This window comes from Psychromonas marina, from assembly GCF_030161115.1.
Taxonomy (GTDB): Bacteria; Pseudomonadota; Gammaproteobacteria; order Enterobacterales; family Psychromonadaceae; genus Psychromonas; species Psychromonas marina.
On record NZ_BSPQ01000001.1, the window covers coordinates 133,952 to 156,316 of the forward strand.

Annotated in this window: 22 protein-coding genes, 4 tRNA genes and 1 pseudogene; 19 read left to right on the forward strand and 8 right to left on the reverse strand. The window is 39.2% G+C overall.

The window, feature by feature from the left end:
* Nucleotides 1-230 precede the first annotated feature (230 nt).
* From QQK09_RS00650 to QQK09_RS00680, 7 genes are all read right to left on the reverse strand, one after another.
* A tRNA-Asn gene (locus tag QQK09_RS00650) sits at nt 231-306 on the reverse strand.
* Between the two features lie 88 nt (nt 307-394).
* Nucleotides 395-470 (reverse strand) — tRNA-Asn (locus tag QQK09_RS00655).
* A gap of 58 nt (nt 471-528) precedes the next feature.
* A tRNA-Asn gene (locus QQK09_RS00660) sits at nt 529-604 on the reverse strand.
* A gap of 88 nt (nt 605-692) precedes the next feature.
* Nucleotides 693-768 (reverse strand) — tRNA-Asn (locus QQK09_RS00665).
* 257 nt (nt 769-1,025) lie between these two features.
* Nucleotides 1,026-1,739, reverse strand: coding sequence for a DUF3379 family protein (locus QQK09_RS00670; RefSeq protein ID WP_284202179.1), 714 nt, complete (start codon nt 1,737-1,739; stop codon nt 1,026-1,028).
* Entirely contained in the window at nt 1,732-2,256 is a 525-nt protein-coding gene (locus QQK09_RS00675; protein WP_431312573.1) for a sigma-70 family RNA polymerase sigma factor, read from the reverse strand. Before QQK09_RS00675 ends, QQK09_RS00670 begins: the two co-directional genes overlap by 8 nt.
* A 92-nt stretch (nt 2,257-2,348) precedes the next feature.
* On the reverse strand, nt 2,349-3,104 hold the full coding sequence (locus tag QQK09_RS00680; protein ID WP_284202181.1) for an HAD-IIB family hydrolase: 756 nt from the start codon (nt 3,102-3,104) through the stop codon (nt 2,349-2,351).
* A gap of 175 nt (nt 3,105-3,279) precedes the next feature.
* On the opposite strand from QQK09_RS00680, the gene QQK09_RS00685 reads away from it, so the two are divergent.
* From QQK09_RS00685 to QQK09_RS00700, 4 genes are read left to right on the forward strand one after another with little or no spacing between them, the layout of a single operon-like run.
* Nucleotides 3,280-3,540: a BufA1 family periplasmic bufferin-type metallophore gene (locus tag QQK09_RS00685; RefSeq protein ID WP_284202182.1), complete on the forward strand. Its 261-nt coding sequence runs from the start codon at nt 3,280-3,282 to the stop codon at nt 3,538-3,540.
* A gap of 54 nt (nt 3,541-3,594) precedes the next feature.
* Nucleotides 3,595-4,461 (forward strand): MNIO family bufferin maturase, encoded by an 867-nt coding sequence (bufB, locus tag QQK09_RS00690; protein WP_284202183.1) that lies wholly within the window; start codon nt 3,595-3,597, stop codon nt 4,459-4,461.
* Nucleotides 4,458-5,210: an HvfC/BufC N-terminal domain-containing protein gene (locus QQK09_RS00695; protein ID WP_284202184.1), complete on the forward strand. Its 753-nt coding sequence runs from the start codon at nt 4,458-4,460 to the stop codon at nt 5,208-5,210. The genes bufB and QQK09_RS00695 overlap by 4 nt, the downstream gene beginning before the upstream one ends.
* Complete coding sequence (locus QQK09_RS00700) at nt 5,207-5,656, forward strand: DoxX family protein (protein WP_284202185.1); 450 nt, start codon at nt 5,207-5,209, stop codon at nt 5,654-5,656. The genes QQK09_RS00695 and QQK09_RS00700 overlap by 4 nt, the downstream gene beginning before the upstream one ends.
* 46 nt (nt 5,657-5,702) lie before the next feature.
* Here the strand turns inward: QQK09_RS00700 and QQK09_RS00705 are convergent, their stop codons facing one another.
* Entirely contained in the window at nt 5,703-6,188 is a 486-nt protein-coding gene (locus QQK09_RS00705) for a hypothetical protein (protein WP_284202186.1), read from the reverse strand.
* Nucleotides 6,189-6,408: 220 nt separating this feature from the next.
* On the opposite strand from QQK09_RS00705, the gene ccoN reads away from it, so the two are divergent.
* From ccoN to QQK09_RS00780, 15 genes and pseudogenes are all read left to right on the forward strand, one after another.
* Nucleotides 6,409-7,842, forward strand: a complete 1,434-nt coding sequence (gene ccoN / locus QQK09_RS00710; RefSeq protein WP_284202187.1) for a cytochrome-c oxidase, cbb3-type subunit I — start codon at nt 6,409-6,411, stop codon at nt 7,840-7,842.
* 3 nt (nt 7,843-7,845) lie between these two features.
* A complete protein-coding gene (gene ccoO, locus QQK09_RS00715; RefSeq protein WP_284202188.1) occupies nt 7,846-8,448 on the forward strand; it encodes a cytochrome-c oxidase, cbb3-type subunit II in 603 nt (200 codons plus the stop codon).
* 51 nt (nt 8,449-8,499) lie between these two features.
* Entirely contained in the window at nt 8,500-8,691 is a 192-nt protein-coding gene (locus QQK09_RS00720) for a cbb3-type cytochrome oxidase subunit 3 (protein ID WP_284202189.1), read from the forward strand.
* Nucleotides 8,691-9,653, forward strand: a complete 963-nt coding sequence (gene ccoP, locus QQK09_RS00725; protein ID WP_284202190.1) for a cytochrome-c oxidase, cbb3-type subunit III — start codon at nt 8,691-8,693, stop codon at nt 9,651-9,653. Before QQK09_RS00720 ends, ccoP begins: the two co-directional genes overlap by 1 nt.
* A 110-nt stretch (nt 9,654-9,763) precedes the next feature.
* Nucleotides 9,764-10,237, forward strand: coding sequence for a FixH family protein (locus QQK09_RS00730; protein WP_284202191.1), 474 nt, complete (start codon nt 9,764-9,766; stop codon nt 10,235-10,237).
* Entirely contained in the window at nt 10,237-12,642 is a 2,406-nt protein-coding gene (locus QQK09_RS00735) for a heavy metal translocating P-type ATPase (protein ID WP_284202192.1), read from the forward strand. Before QQK09_RS00730 ends, QQK09_RS00735 begins: the two co-directional genes overlap by 1 nt.
* Before the next feature lie 10 nt (nt 12,643-12,652).
* Complete coding sequence (gene ccoS / locus QQK09_RS00740) at nt 12,653-12,841, forward strand: cbb3-type cytochrome oxidase assembly protein CcoS (protein WP_284202193.1); 189 nt, start codon at nt 12,653-12,655, stop codon at nt 12,839-12,841.
* A complete protein-coding gene (locus QQK09_RS00745; protein WP_284202194.1) occupies nt 12,831-13,511 on the forward strand; it encodes a sulfite exporter TauE/SafE family protein in 681 nt (226 codons plus the stop codon). The genes ccoS and QQK09_RS00745 overlap by 11 nt, the downstream gene beginning before the upstream one ends.
* Nucleotides 13,512-13,650: 139 nt before the next feature.
* On the forward strand, nt 13,651-14,394 hold the full coding sequence (locus tag QQK09_RS00750) for an FNR family transcription factor (RefSeq protein ID WP_284202195.1): 744 nt from the start codon (nt 13,651-13,653) through the stop codon (nt 14,392-14,394).
* Between the two features lie 100 nt (nt 14,395-14,494).
* Nucleotides 14,495-15,430: a universal stress protein UspE gene (gene uspE / locus QQK09_RS00755; RefSeq protein WP_284202196.1), complete on the forward strand. Its 936-nt coding sequence runs from the start codon at nt 14,495-14,497 to the stop codon at nt 15,428-15,430.
* Between the two features lie 60 nt (nt 15,431-15,490).
* Nucleotides 15,491-15,823: pseudogene (gene bcp / locus QQK09_RS00760) on the forward strand (thioredoxin-dependent thiol peroxidase); the annotation flags it as partial.
* 89 nt (nt 15,824-15,912) lie between these two features.
* On the forward strand, nt 15,913-17,307 hold the full coding sequence (locus QQK09_RS00765) for a tyrosine-type recombinase/integrase (RefSeq protein WP_284202197.1): 1,395 nt from the start codon (nt 15,913-15,915) through the stop codon (nt 17,305-17,307).
* Nucleotide 17,308: 1 nt separating this feature from the next.
* Nucleotides 17,309-19,630 carry a hypothetical protein gene (locus QQK09_RS00770; protein WP_284202198.1) on the forward strand — a complete coding sequence of 774 codons (2,322 nt, stop codon included), beginning with the start codon at nt 17,309-17,311 and terminating at the stop codon, nt 19,628-19,630.
* Nucleotides 19,631-19,651: 21 nt separating this feature from the next.
* Nucleotides 19,652-21,862 (forward strand): site-specific integrase, encoded by a 2,211-nt coding sequence (locus QQK09_RS00775; protein ID WP_284202199.1) that lies wholly within the window; start codon nt 19,652-19,654, stop codon nt 21,860-21,862.
* Complete coding sequence (locus tag QQK09_RS00780; protein ID WP_284202200.1) at nt 21,859-22,344, forward strand: hypothetical protein; 486 nt, start codon at nt 21,859-21,861, stop codon at nt 22,342-22,344. Before QQK09_RS00775 ends, QQK09_RS00780 begins: the two co-directional genes overlap by 4 nt.
* Nucleotides 22,345-22,365 lie beyond the last annotated feature (21 nt).

Below are 22,365 nucleotides of genomic sequence, written 5' to 3' on the forward strand. Positions count from 1 at the left end.
AGCCAAACTAAATTTTAGACAAAAAAAGCCTGAATAAAAATTCAGGCTTTTTAATGTGGCTCCTCTTGCTGGGCTTGAACCAGCGACGCAATACGCGTTGGTCAACAATACTTTGCAAGCTTCTCAGAAAAGGTTATTAACCTTTTCTTGCTGTCTAAAGAGCACATCTACTCAGCCAAACTAAATTTTAGACAAAAAAAAGCCTGAATAAAAATTCAGGCTTTTTAATGTGGCTCCTCTTGCTGGGCTTGAACCAGCGACACACGGATTAACAGTCCGTTGCTCTACCAACTGAGCTAAAGAGGAATTGTCTTTTTCTACAACTTCAATTATGAAGTTGTTATTTTAAGTCTTACGACTCGCTACTTTCGAAAATATCAAAAGTGGCTAAATGTGGCTCCTCTTGCTGGGCTTGAACCAGCGACACACGGATTAACAGTCCGTTGCTCTACCAACTGAGCTAAAGAGGAATTGTTCTTTTTAAGTCTTACGACTCGTTACTTTCAAAATTTCAAAAATAACTAAATGTGGCTCCTCTTGCTGGGCTTGAACCAGCGACACACGGATTAACAGTCCGTTGCTCTACCAACTGAGCTAAAGAGGAATTGTCTTTTTCTACAACTTCAATTATGAAGTTGTTATTTTAAGTCTTACGACTCGCTACTTTCGAAAATATCAAAAGTGGCTAAATGTGGCTCCTCTTGCTGGGCTTGAACCAGCGACACACGGATTAACAGTCCGTTGCTCTACCAACTGAGCTAAAGAGGAATTGTCTTTTCTACAAGGTTAATCCGTTGTAATGAATTAACAGTGTTCTCAATGGCTCTACAAACTGAGCTAAAGAGGAATTGTTCTTTAAAGTCTTTTATGGAACTCGTTTTTAAACCGCAGTACCTTGAAGACGTGCGCAGTATATTTTTTGCTTGTGTTTCTGTCAACAAAAAAGGCAGATAAAAAAACTGGTTGCCGACAATTCAAGCAACCAGTCCTAAAATAGCCATTATTTGTCTATTTATAGTTCGATTTTAGATATCCCAATGAATATTGTTTTCCATCGCGCTACGTATCGCCTTTAAAGACTCATCGCGCTCACCAACAATAACCACATTCGCATTACCCATTTTTTCTGTTATGCCTTTCAAATGCTGGTTATTAAAATGTTTGGTCTCAATAAAGTCAGCATCCCCGGGGACAATAAACACGGTAATCTGGCCTTTTTCGCCCTGCACCACCATATGTAAAGCAGGTGTACCGTCTAAGCTGCAATAATTAACATAGGTAACCTCGCCTAATCCACCGTGTGCTTTTGCACCATAACGCGCTAATTTAGCATTCACCATTTTAAGATCCGCACGTTCATTGGACTGTGCGGTAAAATAGTATTCAGCTTGTACATGCTGCATCGCCACTTCACCAATATCTGAAGGGGAATGACTAAAATTATTTAATAGTGGCAAGGTGATGCCAACAATGAATGCAATTGAGGCAGCGATAGCAATATGCCAACGTCCACTCATAATGCGTTCTTTCTCTATCGCAAAACTTTGCTCTAGTAAAATTTTATCCGCTAACCCTTCCGGTACATCGACTTTTAAAATTGCTTTTAAGTTGGCATCAAATTGCTTTGCCTCTTTGACCATCGCTTTATCTTTATCAGAATCGGCTAAACGCTGTAAAAAATCGTCACTTTTATCGTTAGGTGTTGCGGTAGCGGTATGACGAAATAAAATATCATCCATGGGACGCCTCACTTGTAGTTACACTTGTTAATGAACTTTTTAATAGGTTTTTCGCTCTAAATAAGCGTGTTAAAACGGTATTTTTATTCAAATCGAGCTGCTGCCCTATCTCTTCTGCACTAAACCCTGCTATTAATTGCAATAGAAGTGGCTCTTTATACTCATCTGATAATGTTGATATCTTACGAATTAGCAGTTCACTGTCCATCTCTTGATTGAGGTCAGAGTTGTCTGCGACATCATGATCAGCGATATCAACTAATGGATGCTGTTTACGTTCAAACCGGCGTGCATTTTCACGCCTTAAAATAGTAAACAACCACCCCTTAGCTGACTTATCATCTAATAAGCTATCTAAGCTTTTCCATGCTCGTAGGCAAGTCTCTTGTACTAAATCCTGTGCGATATCGGGATCATGACAGATCCAATAAGCATAACGATAGAGATCTGCACTAAAGACATTAACTAATGCCTCGTAGCGTTTCTGTTGTCTGGCCATATCTAGTTTTTTATTCATGTCTATAGAGACAGATGAATCGCCACTTTTATTTCGCTTTCGAGAAAATAAACTCATTTATATACATTCCTATTTCTTAAACGATTGATTTATCAATTTTTAAAGGAAAATTTTTCTGACAGTAAATTGGCTAACTGTAACACCCCTGCGCTATGTGATGCTGTTAATTTGATGGTGTTAGGGTTTTTATCAAGCCAAGGGGTTAGTTCATCGCGGTAATTTGCTACCACAGCTCGGTAACCAAGCTCATCACGTTCTAGCATTGCAATATCATTGCTTGAGTCACCAACCACTGCTATCGATTTTTTTTCAATAGAGAACATTTCGGCCCAATGAAGAATCGCCTCACCCTTGCCTGAATTGGCTGGCAAGATATCAAGAAACCAATCATGGGAGTAAACAACTTTACAGGCAATGCCCTCACGCTTAAATGAGGCGATCAACTCACTCGCCTGTTGATCTTTGTCGTGGCCTAAATAAGTTATCTTAAAAGGCCCCTGCTGTTCATCCGGTGCAAGCTCAAAACCTTTATCTTGCATATGCTGATGAATCGCTTCTTTATCCCAGTTGTTTTCTTGCAGCGTAATCCAACTATCAAGGAGACTATTATCAAAGTAGATTTCAGATCCCACCGCACAGATAGCAAGCTTGGGTTTGGGGAAATGTTTTAGATCATTTAATGCATGGCTTAACTCTCTGCCCGTCGCGATTGCAAAATTCACCGTAGGGTTCTGGTGAAGAAAATCGATCAATGCTTGTTCATGCTCTTTATTACCACCTAATAAGGTGCCATCAATATCGCAAATTAACCATGATGATGGATGCTTATAACTTATTGTATTTACCACGCTTTCAGTTCCTTTATAGGTGGTTATTGTACGTATTACCGCTACAATGTTAAAAAACATTTAAATAAATGTGAAATTTTTTATCTGCTCACACGGTATCTATTAGTGATTGTCACGAAAAAGTATATACCTATATACAACCATATTGTTTAAATAACTTGCAAAGGAATATCTCATGAAAAAATCTAATTTAGCATTAGCAGCAACAGTTTCAACACTTATCGCTGTAGGTAGTTCATTAGTTTCAGCACCTGCGATGGCAGCAGGAAAAGAGAAATGTTACGGCGTTGCTGCCGCTGGTCAAAATGATTGTGCAACCAAAAACAGCTCATGCGCTGGTACTTCTAAAGTTGACAACCAAGGTGATGCATTTATCGCAGTACCAAAGGGATTATGCGGCAAGTTAACAGGCGGTAGCTTAAAACCTAAATCTTAATTAGCTAACGAATATTAGAGGGGGAGAAGTCCCCCTTTTAAAAGGAATATTATTGTGAATAAAATAGAAAAATCAGCCGTTGGTATTGGACTACGTAGTCCGCATTACCAAGCAGTCTTAACTAGCCAACCTAAAGTGGGCTTTTTAGAGATACACAGCGAGAACTATTTTAATGCGCACAGCAAAAACTACTATTACCTTGAGCAGATAGCACCGGATTATCCCATGAGCTTTCATGGTATCGGTTTATCGTTAGGTAGCAGTGAACCGATTAGTAAACAGCACCTTAAAAAGTTAAAAACATTAGTTGATCGGTTTCAGCCGGCATTAATATCTGACCATTTAAGTTGGTGTTCATTACAGGGAAATTTTTTTAACGACTTATTACCCATTCCCTATACCCAAGAAGCACTTAATTGCTTTATCGATAACGTGAATCAAGTACAGGACTATCTTCAACGTCAAATTTTGATCGAAAACCCCTCTTCTTATTTAGAATATAAAAACATCGAGATGAGTGAGCCCGAATTTATTAATAATATAAGTCAACATACTGGCTGTGGTTTGTTATTAGATTTAAATAACATCTATGTGAGTGCGATAAATCAACAATTTTCAGTACAAAAATACTTAGATGCTATTGATCATAGTGCGGTACAGGAGATTCATTTAGCGGGGCATACAGAAAAAAAAATAGACAATAGTCGCCTATTAATAGATACCCACAGTACCCTGGTAAGTCAGCCGGTTTGGGATATTTACCAGCAATATATCCATACTACTCACAGCGATGCGGTTACCCTGATTGAATGGGACGTGGAACTACCAACACTTGATATTTTGCTTGGTGAAGCAGGCAAAGCTACCTCCATACGAGATGAAGCATCAAAAAAATCGCTGATGGCAGAGGTATCGCTATGAAATTAAATCAGTTACAAGCACAGTTTTCAGCGGCACTTTTTTATCAGCATGATAATATAACAGATGCTATTAAAGAGACGCAATCTGTTACCCCTTTACAGCGTTTACAGGTTTACCGTAACAGTTTTATCATGGGCGTAACCGAAGCGTTAGCAATCACTTACCAACATACTAGCGCATTAGTGGGCGAAGAATTTTTTAACAGTGTCAGCCGAGCATTTATATTAAACAACCCGCCCTTAGAGAACAACATAATGACCTACGGCTTAGGTTTTAACGAGTATCTAGCCACATTGCCTCAGCTAACAGAAATGCCTTATATCGCTGAAATGGCGCGCTTTGAATGGTTATTAGAACAAACCAGTAATGCTGAAGTGGAAGATAAACAATTTGATACCACGCAGCTGGCATTGGTGCCAGAAAATCAGTTAAACCAATTACTATTCCAGGTTGCTACACAAATAACACTTTTTGATAGCCAACAAAATATAAGTCAACTTTATCAGATGATCATTGCTGATGCAGTGGTAGAAAGCGACCTGAATAATGCTTGTTATGTGGCTTTAAAGAAACAGCCTGATTTTCGTATTGAACTCATTTCTCTGAACCAACAACAATTTTTACTGCTGCAGCAGATAATTGCAGGAAAGACCTTGGGAGAAGTGTCAGTCGACCTTCACCAGCAACTGCCCATATTATTAGAAAAACAACTAATTAACGGATTCACGATCACTAAGGATAAACGATGAAAAAATTATTTGAGCTTTACCAATCAATCGTCGACAAGATGCTTTGTTACTTTACGCCCCTCTTACTACTCTTTACGCGCCTTTGGGTGGCAAGTATATTTTTAAAATCGGGATATTTAAAAATTACCACCTGGGATAGCACGCTGTACCTTTTTGAGGAAGAGTATCAAGTTCCCATTATTCCTTGGGAGTTGGCTGCTTATCTAGGCACCGCTGCAGAGCTTATTTTACCTATATTCATCATACTAGGGTTATTAACTCGCCCTATGTCGGTAGCTCTGTTTGCCGTTAATGCTACAGCCGTTATCTCCTACCCGGTATTATGGGAAGGCGGATTTTACGACCATCAGTTATGGGGAGCAATGATTCTAATGAATATCGTTTGGGGTGGCGGTGCGATTTCTGCAGATCACCTACTCAAGAAACGCTTTACGAGTGCTAAATAGGTTTACTCAAAACGAGGAGAAATAATTCTCTCCTCGTTACTAAAAACTAACGTTGTACCATAAAATCAAAGCTCACCAACTCTTGCAACTCGCCATTATCAACCGTTATTTCTAACGACCAGATCATCTGTGCTGTTGTACACGATCCGACTAATGTGTTGGCACTAAATAGTTGCTCTTCAGATCGTTTAAATGTCACTGGAATTCTGCCCATAAACATCGTTTTACCGACTATTTGAGCCTTACTGACAACCATATTTTTGGTTGGTAATAACAGTTCAAAATCAATCCATTCTTCAGCCTTAATTGGCAAATTTTTAACCGACAATAAAAACGTTCCTTGCTCAGTTAAAAACTCACAGGCGGTTAGATAGTCACAACGTAAAAGACTAATATTTTGCTTTTCTTCTACTTGTTGCGATACCTCAACAACCTCATTTTGCTCAGAAAAATCAAAGGTTCTCCAAAAAAACAACACTAATAAAACCCCAAGCATGAACAATAATTGAGCCAACCTGCCTTTTGTTAACATTTTAATTCCTTGTGAAAATAGTGGTTAACGCGCATTTCTTAACATAAAAATGTATTTTATTAACAAATTATCAACGCGAATCTATTCATTTTTTTTATTATCGCGTACACTCCCGAACAAGTGAAGCCGTCTTAAATTTTTTATTTAAAATTGCTTTATTTAATTCTTATTATTGCGTCATCACGGACGTACATTATAAAACATGCATGGAATCACAATAATGACAACCGCAACGATAACTCAACCTGACTACAACATGAAAGTTGTTCGTCAGTTTACACTTACCACCATTTTATGGGGTATTATAGGCATGGCTGTTGGGGTGCTAATTGCAGCACAACTCGTCTGGCCCGCTTTAAATTTCGATACGCCTTGGCTAACTTACAGCCGCTTACGTCCGCTACATACCAATGCCGTTATTTTTGCATTTGGTACGTCAGCATTAATGGCAACCTCTTTCTACGTAGTACAACGTACCTGTCAAACAAGGCTGTTTGGTGGACCACTTGCTTCTATCGTATTTTGGGGATGGCAGTTAGTTATTCTTTCTGCCGTTATCACGCTGCCGTTAGGTTACACAACCTCAAAAGAATATGCAGAACTGGAATGGCCAATTGATCTACTGATCACCGCCGTTTGGGTTGTCTATGCAATTGTATTCTTCGGCACCATGGCAATACGTAAAACGTCACATATTTATGTGGCAAACTGGTTCTTCGGTGCATTTATCTTAACCGTTGCGGTTTTACACATTGTTAACAGCATGGCAATCCCAGTTTCATTGGGCAGCATGAAATCTTACTCGATTTATGCAGGCGCAGTAGATGCAATGGTACAGTGGTGGTACGGACACAACGCCGTTGGTTTCTTGCTGACAGCTGGTTTCTTGGGCATGATGTATTACTTTGTCCCTAAACAAGCTAATCGCCCTGTTTACTCTTACCGTTTATCTATCGTGCATTTTTGGGCATTGATTGCCGTTTATATCTGGGCAGGCCCACATCACCTTCACTACACAGCACTACCTGATTGGGCTCAATCGTTAGGTATGGTGATGTCACTGATTCTGTTTGCTCCATCTTGGGGTGGCATGATCAACGGTATCATGACGTTATCTGGTGCTTGGCATAAATTACGTACCGATCCTATCCTACGTTTCCTCGTTGTTTCTCTGTCTTTCTACGGTATGTCTACCTTTGAAGGCCCGATGATGGCGATTAAAACGGTTAATGCATTATCACATTACACTGACTGGACGGTAGGTCACGTTCACTCTGGTGCACTTGGTTGGGTTGCAATGGTATCGATTGGTGCTATTTACCACTTAATCCCACGTTTATTCGGTCAACAAGGTATGTACAGTGTTGCATTGATTAACCTACATTTCTGGATGGCAACGATCGGAACAGTGTTATATATCGTCGCAATGTGGATCTCAGGTGTTATGCAAGGTCTGATGTGGAGAGCGGTGAATGCCGATGGCACATTAACTTATACCTTTGTAGAGTCATTAGAGAAGTCATACCCATTCTACACAATCCGTTTCTTTGGCGGTCTTGTGTTCTTATCAGGCATGCTCATCATGGCTTACAATACATACAAAACGATTACAGCTGAAAAAGGCTCAATCAAACCTCAAGAACTTGGGGAGTAATTTATGAAACATGAATTTATTGAAAAAAATGTTGGTTTATTAGCTATCTTAATCATTGTCGCAATTAGCTTTGGTGGACTAGCACAAATCACGCCTCTTTTATTCCAAAAAGAGACCAACGAGCCGGTAGATACATTACGTCCTTACACAGCACTTGAGATGGAAGGTCGTGATATTTACATTAAAGAAGGTTGTCATACTTGTCATAGCCAGATGATCCGCCCTTTCCGAGCGGAAACAGAGCGTTACGGTCATTACAGTGTTGCTGGTGAGCACGTTTGGGAACATCCATTCCTATGGGGTTCTAAACGTACCGGTCCAGATTTAGCACGTGTAGGCCAACGTTACTCTGATGCTTGGCATGAAGTTCACCTGATTAACCCTCGTGATGTAGTGCCACAATCAAATATGCCCGGCTTCCCATGGTTAATGGAAAACGTATTAACTGGTGAAGACACACAACGTAAACTTGAAATATTCCGTGATAATTTTGGTGTGCCATACACTGATCAAGATATCGCCGGAGCACAAGCGGCCGTTGAAGGGAAAACAGAAATGCAAGCATTGATCGCATACCTGCAATCACTCGGTCACGCATTTCAATAAACAATGATAAAAGTGCCTAGTTACCTAGGCACTAAAGCTGCTGGAGGCTTTATGGATTTCGCAACGTTTAATGGACTATACACTCTGTTCTTAATCGTCATCTTCGTTGCTTTGATTTTTTGGGCATACAGTAAAAAACAAAAAAAACAGTTTGATGATATTGCCAACTCTATTTTTGATGAGTCACAGGACTTAACAAATACAGATGGTGAAAACAGAAAACAGTCAGGAGTTAAAAAATAATGAGCCTATTTTGGACTATATGGATCTCAGTCATTACGCTAATTGTTGTTATTGGTTGTGCGATCCTGCTAAGACTTACCTCTAGAAATGATACTGGTGTGCCAGAGGGTGAACCGATGCCACACACGTTTGATGGCATTCAAGAAATGAATAACCCACTACCTAAATGGTGGGTGGGTCTATTCTGGTTTACCATCGTAATCGCAGTGATTTATAGCTTTGCCTTTCCAACATTTACCGCAAATTATAACGGTTTATTAAATTGGACAAGTTCAGAGCAAAGCGTCATGAACCCAGAAGAATCAGCTGAGCTAGCTAAAACATCACAATCACAATATCAACGTGAGATGAATGCCGCAGATGATAAGTTTGGTGCCGTTTTTAAAGAGCTTGCTTATCAACCATCGGGTGAATACAAAGATTTAACGCTTATCGCTAAAGATCCAGAAGCGGTAAAAGTAGGTCAACGTTTGTATCTACAAAACTGTGCGCAATGTCATGGCTCAGATGCACGTGGTAGTAAAGGTTTCCCGAATTTAACCGATGATGATTGGTTATATGGTGGTGAAGCAGAAACGATTAAAGCCACGATTATGCATGGTCGTAATGGCGTTATGGCTGCTTGGAAAGATGTATTAGGTGGCGATCAAGGTGTCACTGAAGTAGCAAGCTACGTGCTGCAACTTAGTGGTCGTCGCGTTAATGCAATTGAAGCACAAGCCGGTGAAGAGAAATTTGTTATCTGTGCAGCTTGTCATGGCGCTGATGGTAAAGGTAATCATGCACTGGGTGCGCCTAATTTAACCGATAAAATTTGGTTATATGGTGGTTCACGTAAAGCCGTTGAAGATACTATTGCTAACGGTCGTAATGGTGTGATGCCAGCCTGGGCTAAAGTATTAGGCGAAGATAAAGTTCACCTTATTTCTGCATTTGTATACTCTCTCTCACAAGAGAAGTAAGCACTCGCAAACAAACAATAAAAAGCCTCGTTATCGAGGCTTTTTTTATGGAAAAACAATCTTCTAAATGATAAGTTTACCTCTCCTCCTTCTACCTATTTAGGGTCAGTATGAAAGATAATAAAAAAAGTTGGTTTAAACAGTTTTGGCCTTGGTTTTTAATCGGTTTACCGATGGTTGCCGTGATTGGTTCCGTAAACCTACTTTTCACCGCAATGGATAATAAACCACATATGGTTGTTGATGATTATTACGCGGAAGGCAAAGCGATTAATAATGATTTTGCACTGATCAATAAAGCCAAAGAACTTAATATTCATGCTTCTGTAAAACAGACAGAAAAGCAATTGCTTATCAGCTTACAAGGCGTGGCAGATAAAAGCTCAATCTCATTCTCTTTGTACCATTCAACCCTTGCTGAACGCGACATTTCTGCGATGTTAACCGCCGATGCCAATGGTGATTATCAGTTTCAAAGTGATCAAGACTTAACAGGAAAGTGGAAATTACGCATCGAACCCTTCGATAAAAGTTGGCGCTTACAAAAAACGATTACTCTACCGCGTGATACATTCAAACTATAATGGCTACTGAAAAAAGTAACATTAATAGCAGCGCAACGCACTGTTTTCACTGTGGGGAGGCGAATCCAAGCGATACGCTTTTCAGCGTCACGATTAAAGGTGAAGATAAACGTATGTGTTGCCCGGGTTGTGAAGCGGTAGCACAAACGATCGTTGATAGTGGCTTAACGTCCTATTATGATCATCGCAGTGAAACCGCTGAAAAAGGCGCTTCGCTTGTACCGGAACAATTAACTCAACTCGCACATTATGATCTCGAGCAGATTCAAGAGGAGTTTGTTAAAAAGAGTGAACATCTCAGTGAAATAACCCTCACCGTAGAAGGGATCACTTGTGCAGCTTGTGCGTGGTTAATTGAGAAGCAATTACGCCAGTTAGCAGGACTACAGTTTATCAATGTGAACACCACGCTACATCGTGTAGTGATTCGCTGGGACAACGATAAACTTAAACTCAGTGCGATTCTCGCAGAAATGCAAAAGGTAGGTTACAAAGCTTACCCTTTCCAGATCAATCAACAAGAAGCACTTTATACCAAACAAGCAAAATCCTACCTGCGCCGTTTAGGGCTTGCGGGTATTGCGACTATGCAGGTGATGATGTTCGCGATCGCACTTTATGCAGATCTGTTTTTTGGCATGGAGGAGGAGTTTATTCATTACTTCCGCTGGGTGAGCTTTATTCTTGCCACGCCAGTACTACTCTACAGCGCACAGCCCTTTTATATCAATGCATGGCGCAATATTCGCAATCGTACCTTAGGGATGGATATCCCTGTCTCTATCGCATTGCTTGGCGCCTACATCGCATCAGCTTATGCGACTGTTATGGAGACTGGCGAGGTCTATTTTGAAGCGATCTCGATGTTCACATTCTTATTATTGTTGGGTCGTTTATTAGAACTACGTGCACGTCGTAAAGCCTCTGAAACCAGCAGTAATTTACTACGTTTATTACCCTCTATGGCGACACTCATTGAACAAGACACTGAATCACTTATCCCCGCTAAAACATTAACCATTGGTCAAGTTATTCTGGTCAAAGCAGGTGAAACTATCCCTGTTGATGGCACCATATTAACCGGCATCAGTAACATTGAAGAGTCGATGTTAACCGGAGAACACTTACCGGTTCATAAAGGTGAAGATAGCCCGGTTTTTGCAGGTACGGTGAATGTCACTAGCCCATTAACCATTCGTGTTGAAAAGCTTGCTCAAAATAGCTTAATTGCCGATATTATCCACCTACAGGATAGTGCACAGCAGAATAAACCCCATATCGAAGTCGTCGCGGATCTTGTTTCACGGTATTTTGTCGGCGCACTGCTTATTACCGCCCTATGCACCTACATCGGTTGGCGCTTTATCGATCCCGACCAAGCGTTTTGGATAACACTGTCTGTATTAGTCGCAACCTGCCCCTGTGCACTCTCACTCGCGACACCCACCGCGCTTACCTGTGCAACCGCGAATCTTAACAAGCAAGGTATTCTGATTAAGCAACATCATGTATTAGAGACGGTGAACAAAATAGAGCATATGGTGTTTGATAAAACAGGGACTCTTACGCACGGTGATTTTGTGCTGCTTAACACCACTTTACACGCAGACTTTAGCAAGCAGTTGTGTATCGACCTTGCGTCACAATTAGAAAGAGTTTCTGAACACCCTATTTCGCTGGCATTTAATTTATTACAAAGAGATAGTATTAGCTTATCTGAGGTCATTAATATACCAGGTCAAGGGTTACAGGCGACTTACCAAGATAAACAGTTAAAACTAGGCCATGCCCAGTTTTGTGCAATCAACTATCCTTTGAATAGCAAGGAATTGGTTATCTACCTAACATTAGGAGATCAACTAATAGCAAGCTTCGAATTGGGTGATACACTGCGTAAAAGCGCTCAAAAAATCAGTCAATATTGCCAACAGAGCAATATTGAAACAACCCTGCTTACTGGTGATATCTCCGCCAAGAGTGAAGAGGTCGCAACACTGCTAAACCTTGATCATGTAACCAAAGGTGTGACACCAGAAGGAAAGCTCGACCATTTAAAAGCCCTACAAGCAACACAGCAGGTATTAATGGTCGGTGATGGTATCAACGATGCGCCGGTTTTAGCTGGTGCGCACGTATCAGTTGCTCTTGCTAGTGGTACCGATGTCGCTAAGAATAGTGCTGATGTCATTTTGCTCGGTGAAGACCTAACTAAAATAGTCACGCTCCGTAAAACAGCGCAAAAGACCACGACGATTATTAAAGAAAACCTTGGCTGGGCAATCGGTTATAATTTAATTATTGTTCCGCTTGCGATAACAGGACATGTTCCTCCCTATATTGCGGTTATTGGTATGTCCTTTAGCTCCTTAATTGTGGTTAGTAACTCATTACGTTTACTTAAATAAAGGTTTTATTATGAGCATCATCTATGTATTGATCCCGATCGCAATGATATTTGTAGCGATCGCTGTGTGCGTATTTTTTTGGGCAGTAAAATCAGACCAGTATGAAGACTTAGATCGCGAAGGAATTAATATTCTCTTTGATGAAGATTTAGAGTCAGAGCAACCAGCAAAGAAACATGAGCCTGATAATGATAAATGACTTTATCGCTGCACTAGTGATAGGTTTATTAGGTGCAGGACATTGCCTTGGTATGTGTTCAGGGATAGCCAGTGCAATCACTTTTTCTGCTAATAGCACACAAAGCAAAGCCACCTCTTTTATATCTCTTATACTGTATAACTTAGGAAGGGTAAGTAGTTACTCACTTGCAGGTGCAATTTTTGCCGGTAGCAGTAGTGCACTGATTATCTTCTTTGGCGGGAAAGAGGCCTTAATCTACCTGCGCATTGTAGCCGCGATATTAATGCTGTTGTTGGCACTATATATCTCACGCTTATGGTTTGGTTTATTAGTGTTAGAAAAAGCAGGCCAAACTATTTGGCAATATATTAAACCGATTGCACAATATTTTTTACCCCTCAAACACCCCGTATTTGCATTACCACTGGGCTTTCTATGGGGGTGGTTACCCTGCGGCCTTGTTTACTCGACGCTTTCTTGGGCGGCAAGTAGCGGCAGTGCAGAAAATGGCGCGCTCATTATGTTAGGTTTTGGTATTGGTACACTACCTGCAATGCTTACCGTAGGCTCACTCACCCAACAATTGAAGTTAACCCTTAACCACCGCTATTTCCGTACAGTAAGTGCCTTATTATTAACCATTTTTGCCCTACACACCTTTTATGTTGCAATACAACAACTCAATTAACAAAGGGGTAACAAGCAAATCTAGCACACACTTTTAATCTTAACATAGCACTGTTTGACACTAAGTTTTGTGAAATAGTGCAAAGCATTTATGTTTAGTGTTAAACTTGACCTATATCAAGAATCGGAAATAGGAAACTATGGAAAAAAGTAATACAGGGCGCTTACAAGCTGGTAGCTGTGCAATTCGCTGTCAAGATTGTAGTATCAGCCAATTATGTATCCCTTACTCACTCAATGAAACTGAGCTCGAACGCTTAGATAGCATTATTGATCGTAAGAAACCGATTCAAAAAGGACAAGAAATATTTAAAGCTGGACAAGACATGAAATGCTTATATGCAATTCGTTCTGGTACGCTAAAATCTTATACTATTACAGAGCAAGGTGATGAGCAGATAACAGCATTCCACCTAGCAGGTGATCTGATTGGTTTTGATGCTATTAGTGATGGCACGCATCCAAGTTTTGCTCAAGCACTAGAAACAGCTATGATTTGTGAAATTCCTTACGATACATTAGATAATCTTTCTACTAGTATGCCAAAGTTAAGACAGCAAATTTTACGCTTGATGAGTTCTGAAATCGTTGGTGATCAAAACATGATTTTACTGCTTTCTAAAAAGAATGCAGAAGAGCGTCTCGCCTCATTTATTCATAACTTATCAACGCGTTTTTCAGCACGCGGCTTTTCTCCTCGAGAATTTAGATTATCAATGACACGTGGTGATATTGGTAACTACTTAGGGCTAACAGTTGAAACCATCAGTCGTTTATTAGGACGTTTTCAAAAAAGCGATATGATTGCAGTTAAAGGTAAATACATCAGCATCTTAGATGAAGATAAGCTAGCAGAACTTGCAGGCGCAAAGAAAAAAGATTAAGCAGTTAACAAATTAGCCTTTTCTATCATGAAAAGGCTACCTATTTCCCCCCTTCTGATCTAAATTATAGGTATACGATTCTCTTTAATAGGGGCAGGTTATGCTTAGATATCAAAATATTTTAGTTTTTATCGATCCAACCCAAGACTTACAACCCGCATTAGCCAGAGCCACAGAGATAGCTAAAAAGCAGAAAGGCACCACGCTGACGCTATTTTTATGTTGCTATGACCTGAGCTATGAGATGACTTCATTAAGCTCTGCTGATGAGCGACAAGCGATGCAACACTTGGTGATTAAAGACAACCAAGCGTGGTTAGATGCTATTGCAGTACCTTACCAAAATGAAGGAATAACCATTAACAGTGTGGTCGTTTGGCACAGTCGCCCTTTCCAAGCAGCAATACTCGAAGTCTTGAAAAATGGCCATGATTTAGTGGTTAAAGCCACCCACCCACACTCAAAGTTAAGTGCTATTTTATTTACGCCTACGGACTGGAATCTGTTACGTAAATGCCCAGTGCCACTGTTACTCGTTAAACACCAAGAGTGGCCAGAAAAAGGCAACATTCTGTGTGCGATTGATTGTAAAAGTATGCAAGATGACGAACATCATATCCTTAATAAACAGATCATTGATGAGGGTAAAGCGATGGCAGATATTATTAATGCCAAAACTCACCTTGTGACGGCTTACCCGAGCCCACCAATGAATATTATGTTAGAGCTGCCTGAGTTTGACCCTATTAATTACGAAGATGGACTAAAGAAATTCCACAAAGAGGCATTACTCGAATACGCAGAGGCAAATCAAATAGCAGATGCGCAAACACATTTAGTACAGGGGTTACCTGAAGATGTGATCAGTAATGTTGCTACCGAAATAGAGGCTGAGTTAGTTATTTTAGGTACCGTTGGCCGTTCAGGTTTAAGTGCAACTTTACTTGGACATACAGCAGAACAGGTTATTGACCAATTAGACTGTGATCTATTAGCATTAAAACCAGAAGGTTACGTAAGCCCAATTACACTATGACACTATGACACTGTCATTAAAACGACGAAAATTAAATTAAAACTACAATAAGAAGATAAAATGAACAGATTAGTTGCTGGTGATAAAGCACCACTTTTTACGCTACAAGATGATCAAGATAAGCCTGTTTCTCTCGCCGATTTAGCAGGTAAAAAAGTATTAGTCTACTTTTACCCCCGTGCAATGACCCCTGGCTGTATTACTCAAGCTTGCGGTTTACGCGATAGTAAAAGTGAATTGGAAGCACACAATACAGTGGTCTTTGGCATCAGCCCTGATCCGGTAAAAAAGTTGGCTAACTTTGTATTAAAAAAAGAACTTAATTTTCCGCTGTTATCCGATGAGGACCATGCTGTTGCAGATGCGTTTGGCGTATGGGGAGAAAAGAAGTTTAACCTTGATAATTTTATATGATCGATAACCTTGATGATTTTCTATGACAAATTATACTTAATTTTAGTAGAAGATATTAAGGATATGCTGTGCTATATAATCAAACTGAAAATATTGAATATGATTTTAGGTTACTAGAAATAGAGGTTGATACCCTAGCTAAAGTTAAGTTTACAGAACAACTACACGAAGGTACCTGTGATATTTCTTTATCCGTGTCTCTAACCTCCTCAAACCTAAGAAACCAGAACAAAAAAACAAACATAATTCTATCCTCTAATGGATCTATTGTTTACCCTCAATCACTCTACCTTGTATCGAGGCTAAGAGGAGAAGATAAAGTAAAGGATACAAGTAGTATTGCCAAAGCACTTCTTGCTTTCACACGCTTTCTAGATAGCACACATTGCGAACAACTCGATGAAAATGGTAATCTTATTTCGCCTGAATACCTCACATACAAAAGCCTTACAAAATATGAAGAAAGTGGCGCTCCTTGGCGCTTTGCTGAGTTCCTACTTGCAAATTGTCGTCATAGAAACTCACAGGGCAATGAAGCCTTTGCATTAAGCACAGCTAAAAGCTACATGAACTCAGTCCTTGGCTTTTATAAGTGGTTACAAAAGTGCCATTACATAAAAAATGATCAAAACCATGTGGTTACACATTATTCAAAAGTCACTTCAGGAAGTAATGAAGGCAGTAGTCAACACGACATATTGGCTCATGCTAAATCGAAAACTACTCGTGAAATTGATATGTCTAACATAATGAAAATGTTCCCTCGCACAGACTCAACACCAGCCCATAAAAAACTAAAGCCCATGACTGTTAAGCACTGTTCCTTATTCTATGAACATATTTCCTATTTGCCTCTTCCATTCTCATTAATGTTTAGGCTTGCCAATGAAACAGGCCTTCGTATTGATGAACTCCGACACTTTCCCGCAAATAAAATAGGGGAGATAGATACATCAGGTTTAGACGTTGTCCCAGTGAGAATCACTGAAACTAAATTTAATAAGCCCCGAACAATAGAGGTACCGGTTGCAATTTATGAAGAGCTGGAAATTTATAAGTTTAGCAAGCAACAAATAAAAAACGCATCAAAGCGTAATCAGCTTATCGATTCAGGAAACGCTTTAGATTGTACTCACAGCCTATTCCTCTCAAATAAAGGCATCCCGTATTCAGACAATACACTTGAAAAATATTTCAATGAATTACGCCAACATTTGAAAAGCATTGAGCCAACATGGTATTACCGCCCCCATGATTTACGGTCTACGTTTGCAACCAACTGGTTACGTACTGTAGCGGCAGAGCGCGAAGTCGGGTATGACTTTTTGATGGGTGAGTTAGCAACGTTAATGGGCCATTCAAATACTTCAATCACTGAAAAATATGTGAAATTAATGAATGAAAAGGCTTCGCAGCGTTCTGCAGCTAAGCGTAAAAATAGCAAATTAAAGGGTAGGTGGTAACATGGCTAAAAGTCCGTTAGCAAAAAGCTCAAAAAAGACAAAGGCAACTCGAGTCAAAAGTAATGTAATACCGTTAACACTAGTAATACCAGTTAAATACTCTATTAACCGTACAAATCATAACTTGGATATTACACACCTTTCTCACCGCTCTTGTGACTCAAATAATGAACTTATCAAGGCACGACTTCCCTTTATTCGAAAGTTCGCTAAAAATGCTAGAAAGTACATGGAAGTAGGGAAATCTGTTTTATCAATAACTTTTTACTACGAAAAGTTGCGCGCTTATATCATATTCTGTAGCTATCATGAAGTAAACCCATTCTCACAAGAAGGGTATCTCAAGTATTGCGGTAATGATGGTGAACTTCGTCACCAAGTGAAAATGTATAGTCCCTCTTTACGTCTTTGGCAACGTAATCATGGTGATAGTATCGGCCTTAAAGAGTCAAGTTGTGTAAGTATTCAATCAGGGATAATAACTGCACTAACATGGTGTGGTGCATACAATGAAAGCTGGAGACATCAACATCGCCCATTCAATTCACGAAAAGTTCCTTTCAAACCTTATTCGGATAGTGATGAGCAAATAATTGTTTCTCGATTAAGCGACTTGTTTTTTGGTTTAGCTTCGCAGCTAGTTGCAATCAAAAAAGAAAACACAGCAATGCCTGATAAGATTTTTCTGCCCATCAACATTGATTCTCACATTGAGGAGTTACAAATATCAACTTCTCTTAAACCAGTAAACGGAAAAGTGAATAAATACAGTGCTTTTAACATGGCAATGGGGGCTGCATACCACCTATTTTGCTATTTTACCTCCTTAAATAAATCGACTGTACTAGAAGTGTGTCACCCTATAAAGATTGAGCAAGACAGTCGAGATAAGACACTTCGGACTGTCAGTGTTAAAGCTTTTAAGGCAAGGGCAAACAAAGATGTCACTGCCACACTCACGAACGAAACGGACGATTTGACTGCCTTTGATGTTGAAAAAAGATCTGGAGTCACATTTATTAAGCTGTTATCTGAGCTATCTTTACTTTATGGGAACAGCCAACACTTACTATATGTACTTGGCTCAGCAAGCTTAGTATCAAATGTCTTTAATATAAAGGAGATCAACAAGCACCTTGTTAAACAATTAAACCTTGTATCTTCAGATCGAATATTAAATATGCAATGGTTTCGTGACCTTTTCTATTCATTTTTAGAAGGTAATGCTATTAAGGTAAAGGTTAGAGTTAATGATATGGGTCGCTCTTATATTGATAAAAGCACCTATCCATTGAGCAAGGGAAAAAACACAAAAAACATCTTAGATATCAGTTATTGTATCTTATCTTGCTTTACCAACATACCACTCAAGGGGGCATTGTTACCCCTAACTTACTCTGAAACAGATCAAGATGGTAATATCCGTGTTTCATTCTCATATTCAGATGGTAGTAAAGGATTTTTTAATGTACCAAAACAGTATTTATCCCTAATAAAAGATATTGAAAAGTGGGCAAACGATAGAGCAGACTTAGCACCAAAAACTCAGCAATGTTTATTATTGAGATATGGTACTCTCAATGGTGCCCCCAAGCAGTGGGAAGGATTCAGCCCAATAAGTTCAGGGTTTATGACATACATGTCCGTCAAAGCAAATGATTATTTTCTTACTTTGCAATCAAGTCGATTTAGAGAAACAACAAGCTATCAAGAGTATGGTGAACATTATTTACCCCATTTAGTAAACTTACTACAAAACAGCTTAACAACACTTGAAAGACACTACATTAACGGACACTCTGGAACTAACAAAAACATTATCTCTCAAGCAATACAAGTGCTTGAACGCATCGCGACAGGGAATAGCCTTGAGCAAGCAAAACAGAACATAAAAGAAAAACTAGGCATTGACATGCTGACACATGATGAATGGTTAAAGACAAAATCCCCAACCAACCCCAACGGGCTAATGTGCAACGGATTACAAAATTTGAAAGAAGGAAATAATACGCAACGCGCAACAAACAAGGCCATGGGTAGAACATTACCTTGTTCTGAGTTTGACATTTGCTATAAGTGCAAATCAGCTAAAGCTGTGGATGAACCTAATTCAATTTACAAACTCATCTCCTTCATAGATGTCTTAAAAGAAGCATTAGAGCATTACCCAGCAGCCAAACCAGAGGTTCAAGCTAAGATTGAGGCTTTTGAGTACACCCTCGAAGGGGCAAGCATTGATGTTTTAGAAGAAGCTTGGAAACGGTTCAATCAAAGTGGGCGCCACCCTCGTATTACACAGAATTATGCACTTGTGTCCATTTAACGCTAACTTCAGGTTGTTACTATGATTAAAATTACGAATATAGATCACTTTGAAGCAATTAATAGAGCGCAGATGAGTGTTGGTGCACAGTCAAATTACCTTATTGATATATTAAAACCCGCGATTAAACTTGGAAATTGGGATCAATTTGAAGAGCTTGATATCGGGTTTGATCAAACAGGTCAATCTCTGGGTAAGATTGGAGATAATGAAGCTTGGAAAAAACTTCAACCTTTCTTTGAACCAGAGGCAACAAAAAATAATGCTTTAGACTTTTCACTAGATGGAAAGATCATTGAGCGAAACCTTCAAAATGAGTTAAAGTCACTTATTTTAAAAATGATGTGGATTTCCCCTAAATATCATTCATACGATTCAATCTACAAAACTTTGACTGTCTTAAAAAAACTAGTCAACCCACTTATATCAGAAGGTGTAAACAGCTTATCTCATGTTAATTTTGACAACTTGGAAAGGTGGATAATAGAAGGAGCAACCGACATCGACTTTAGAAGAGGAGGTTCCTATGGTCCTATCAACAAATTATTTATTGAAAAGAATGGCTTACCATTTTCAGTAAAGCTAACTAGTACACTTAATCATTCTGACTTTAAGCTTACTCTAAAAGAACAAAACCAATACCCAGTCATACCTCTACGCCTTTATTATCGAGCATTGTGTGAAGCTGAATCACTAATCAATTATCTTTTTTCTATTCGTGATAAAATTGAGGCTATTTCTACATATTTAGTGAACTTTCAAGATAACATTTACAAAGGGTACGCAAAGTATTTACATCAAGGGATTAGAAAACGTAAAAATGGTGAGTATATTTGGCGGTTATCTAACGCTAACAGATTAGATAAAGTTAGAAATCAAGTGTTTAAAGAGAAATTTTTGGGGTTAACATCTCCAACAGAGAAGCAAATCATAGCGCTAATTCAAGAGTACCAAATAAGCGTAAACCCAAGTTTTTATGACGTTTGCTACCCTAATAGAGAAATCACTTTGGCTAGCAATAAAATAAATACAGCCCAACAAGCTCAAACCGTTCTTAGTAAATACTCCGGTGGTTGCATATGGACACTACTAGCAAAATCGGGAATGAGGGGGGATGAAATAGCCCAACTACACACAACTGATGGCTGTATACTAGAAGTTATATCAAATCAAAAAATTTATATACTGAATGCTGATTTATCAAAGACGGTAAAAGGATCCCAATCAACACAAGATGAGTTTGTCACGACAGAGCTTGGTATGAAAGCATATGAAATACTACAATCGATATACAGACCTCTGCGTAATAACTACCCGGAAAGCAAAAAGTTTTTTCGTATGCTTGAAAATGGTTTTGGGGAAATAAGTAAAAAATCCATCGCTAGGCAAGCAAAAAAGTGGTTTTATAACACTCTTGCTTCAGAGCTTACACTCACTAATCAAGATATTAAAGACTTAAAAATTTCTGAACCAGAGAAAACTTTTAAGTTAGGAGAGAAATACGAATTCTCTTGTCATCAGTTACGCCGCTCTTTTGCTTACTACTTAATTGGCTACGAATTGCTCTCTTTCCCTCAGCTAAAACAACAATTCAGTCATATATCTCTTGCTATGACTCGACATTACGCTAAAAATGCGAGCAAATTCCAGAAGCTTCGTAAAAAGAAGGGGAAGAATAAGAACTTATGTACTGCTATTGATGATGAGAGGGTCCAACAAAAAGCACAGATATATTTAAATATCTATCATCGACTTGCTAATAAAGAACGTGTGGCAGGTGGCAAGGGTAAGGCATTTGCTAAAAGAAGAACAGAGCGGAATGATAACAATCTTTTTACTGACAAAACCAATAACGACACCTTAACATTAGAGTATTGGGAGAACATCGTTAGAAACGGCCAGAGGCATATCCATGTGGTTGCCCCAGGCATCTTCTGCACATCGGCAAATTGCAGTCTAAGAACTCAGGTAAATTTAATTGAGTGTGTGGATTGTAACAATGATTACATAGTGGATGCGGTATACGCAGAAGCGATGAGAAAAGAAGCAGAAGAGCATATGTACTATGACATTACTTATAACGAGCTAACCCCGCAAACGGCATCCGAGTTATACATAAAAATTACAGCTGCAGAAAGAATCATGGATGATTTGGGGGTTGACTATGAATCTGTTGAGCTTCCACAAGAGGTTCAAGATATGCTTATTCCCCAAGCAGGAGTTACGTTATGAAACAAGTAACAAGAAAGGCTCTAATAGGCGCTCTAGAGAGGCTAATTCAAGGTGAGCCAACCAACATTGAACTAAAGAAAAAAGCAAAGCAAGGTAAGCTTAAAGTTAATAATAATACTGTAGAAAAAGAAGCGGAGTTATCCGTTGGCTCATTGCGTAATCATCAAGATATCAAGAGGATGATAAAATCTCGTTCACTGAAAGCAAAGGCTGAAAGTAGCGACACTGCAACGTCTGAAGTCGATCTATTGCAACAGGAAAATAAACAGCTTAAAAGAGATAAAACAAAATTAAACAAATTAAAGGATAAACACCTTGCTAACTCACGAAAGAGTGAAGATGCATTAGCAATACAGGCGGCACTTCACATCAAAATTGTTCAGGAACTAATGGAAATATTACCAGAGAGCGAGCGTGAGAAGGCAATGGACAAGATAGTGAATACTGGACCTGATAATATAATTAAAGGCAACTTTAGGTAATCGATTTTACCATGTTTAGGG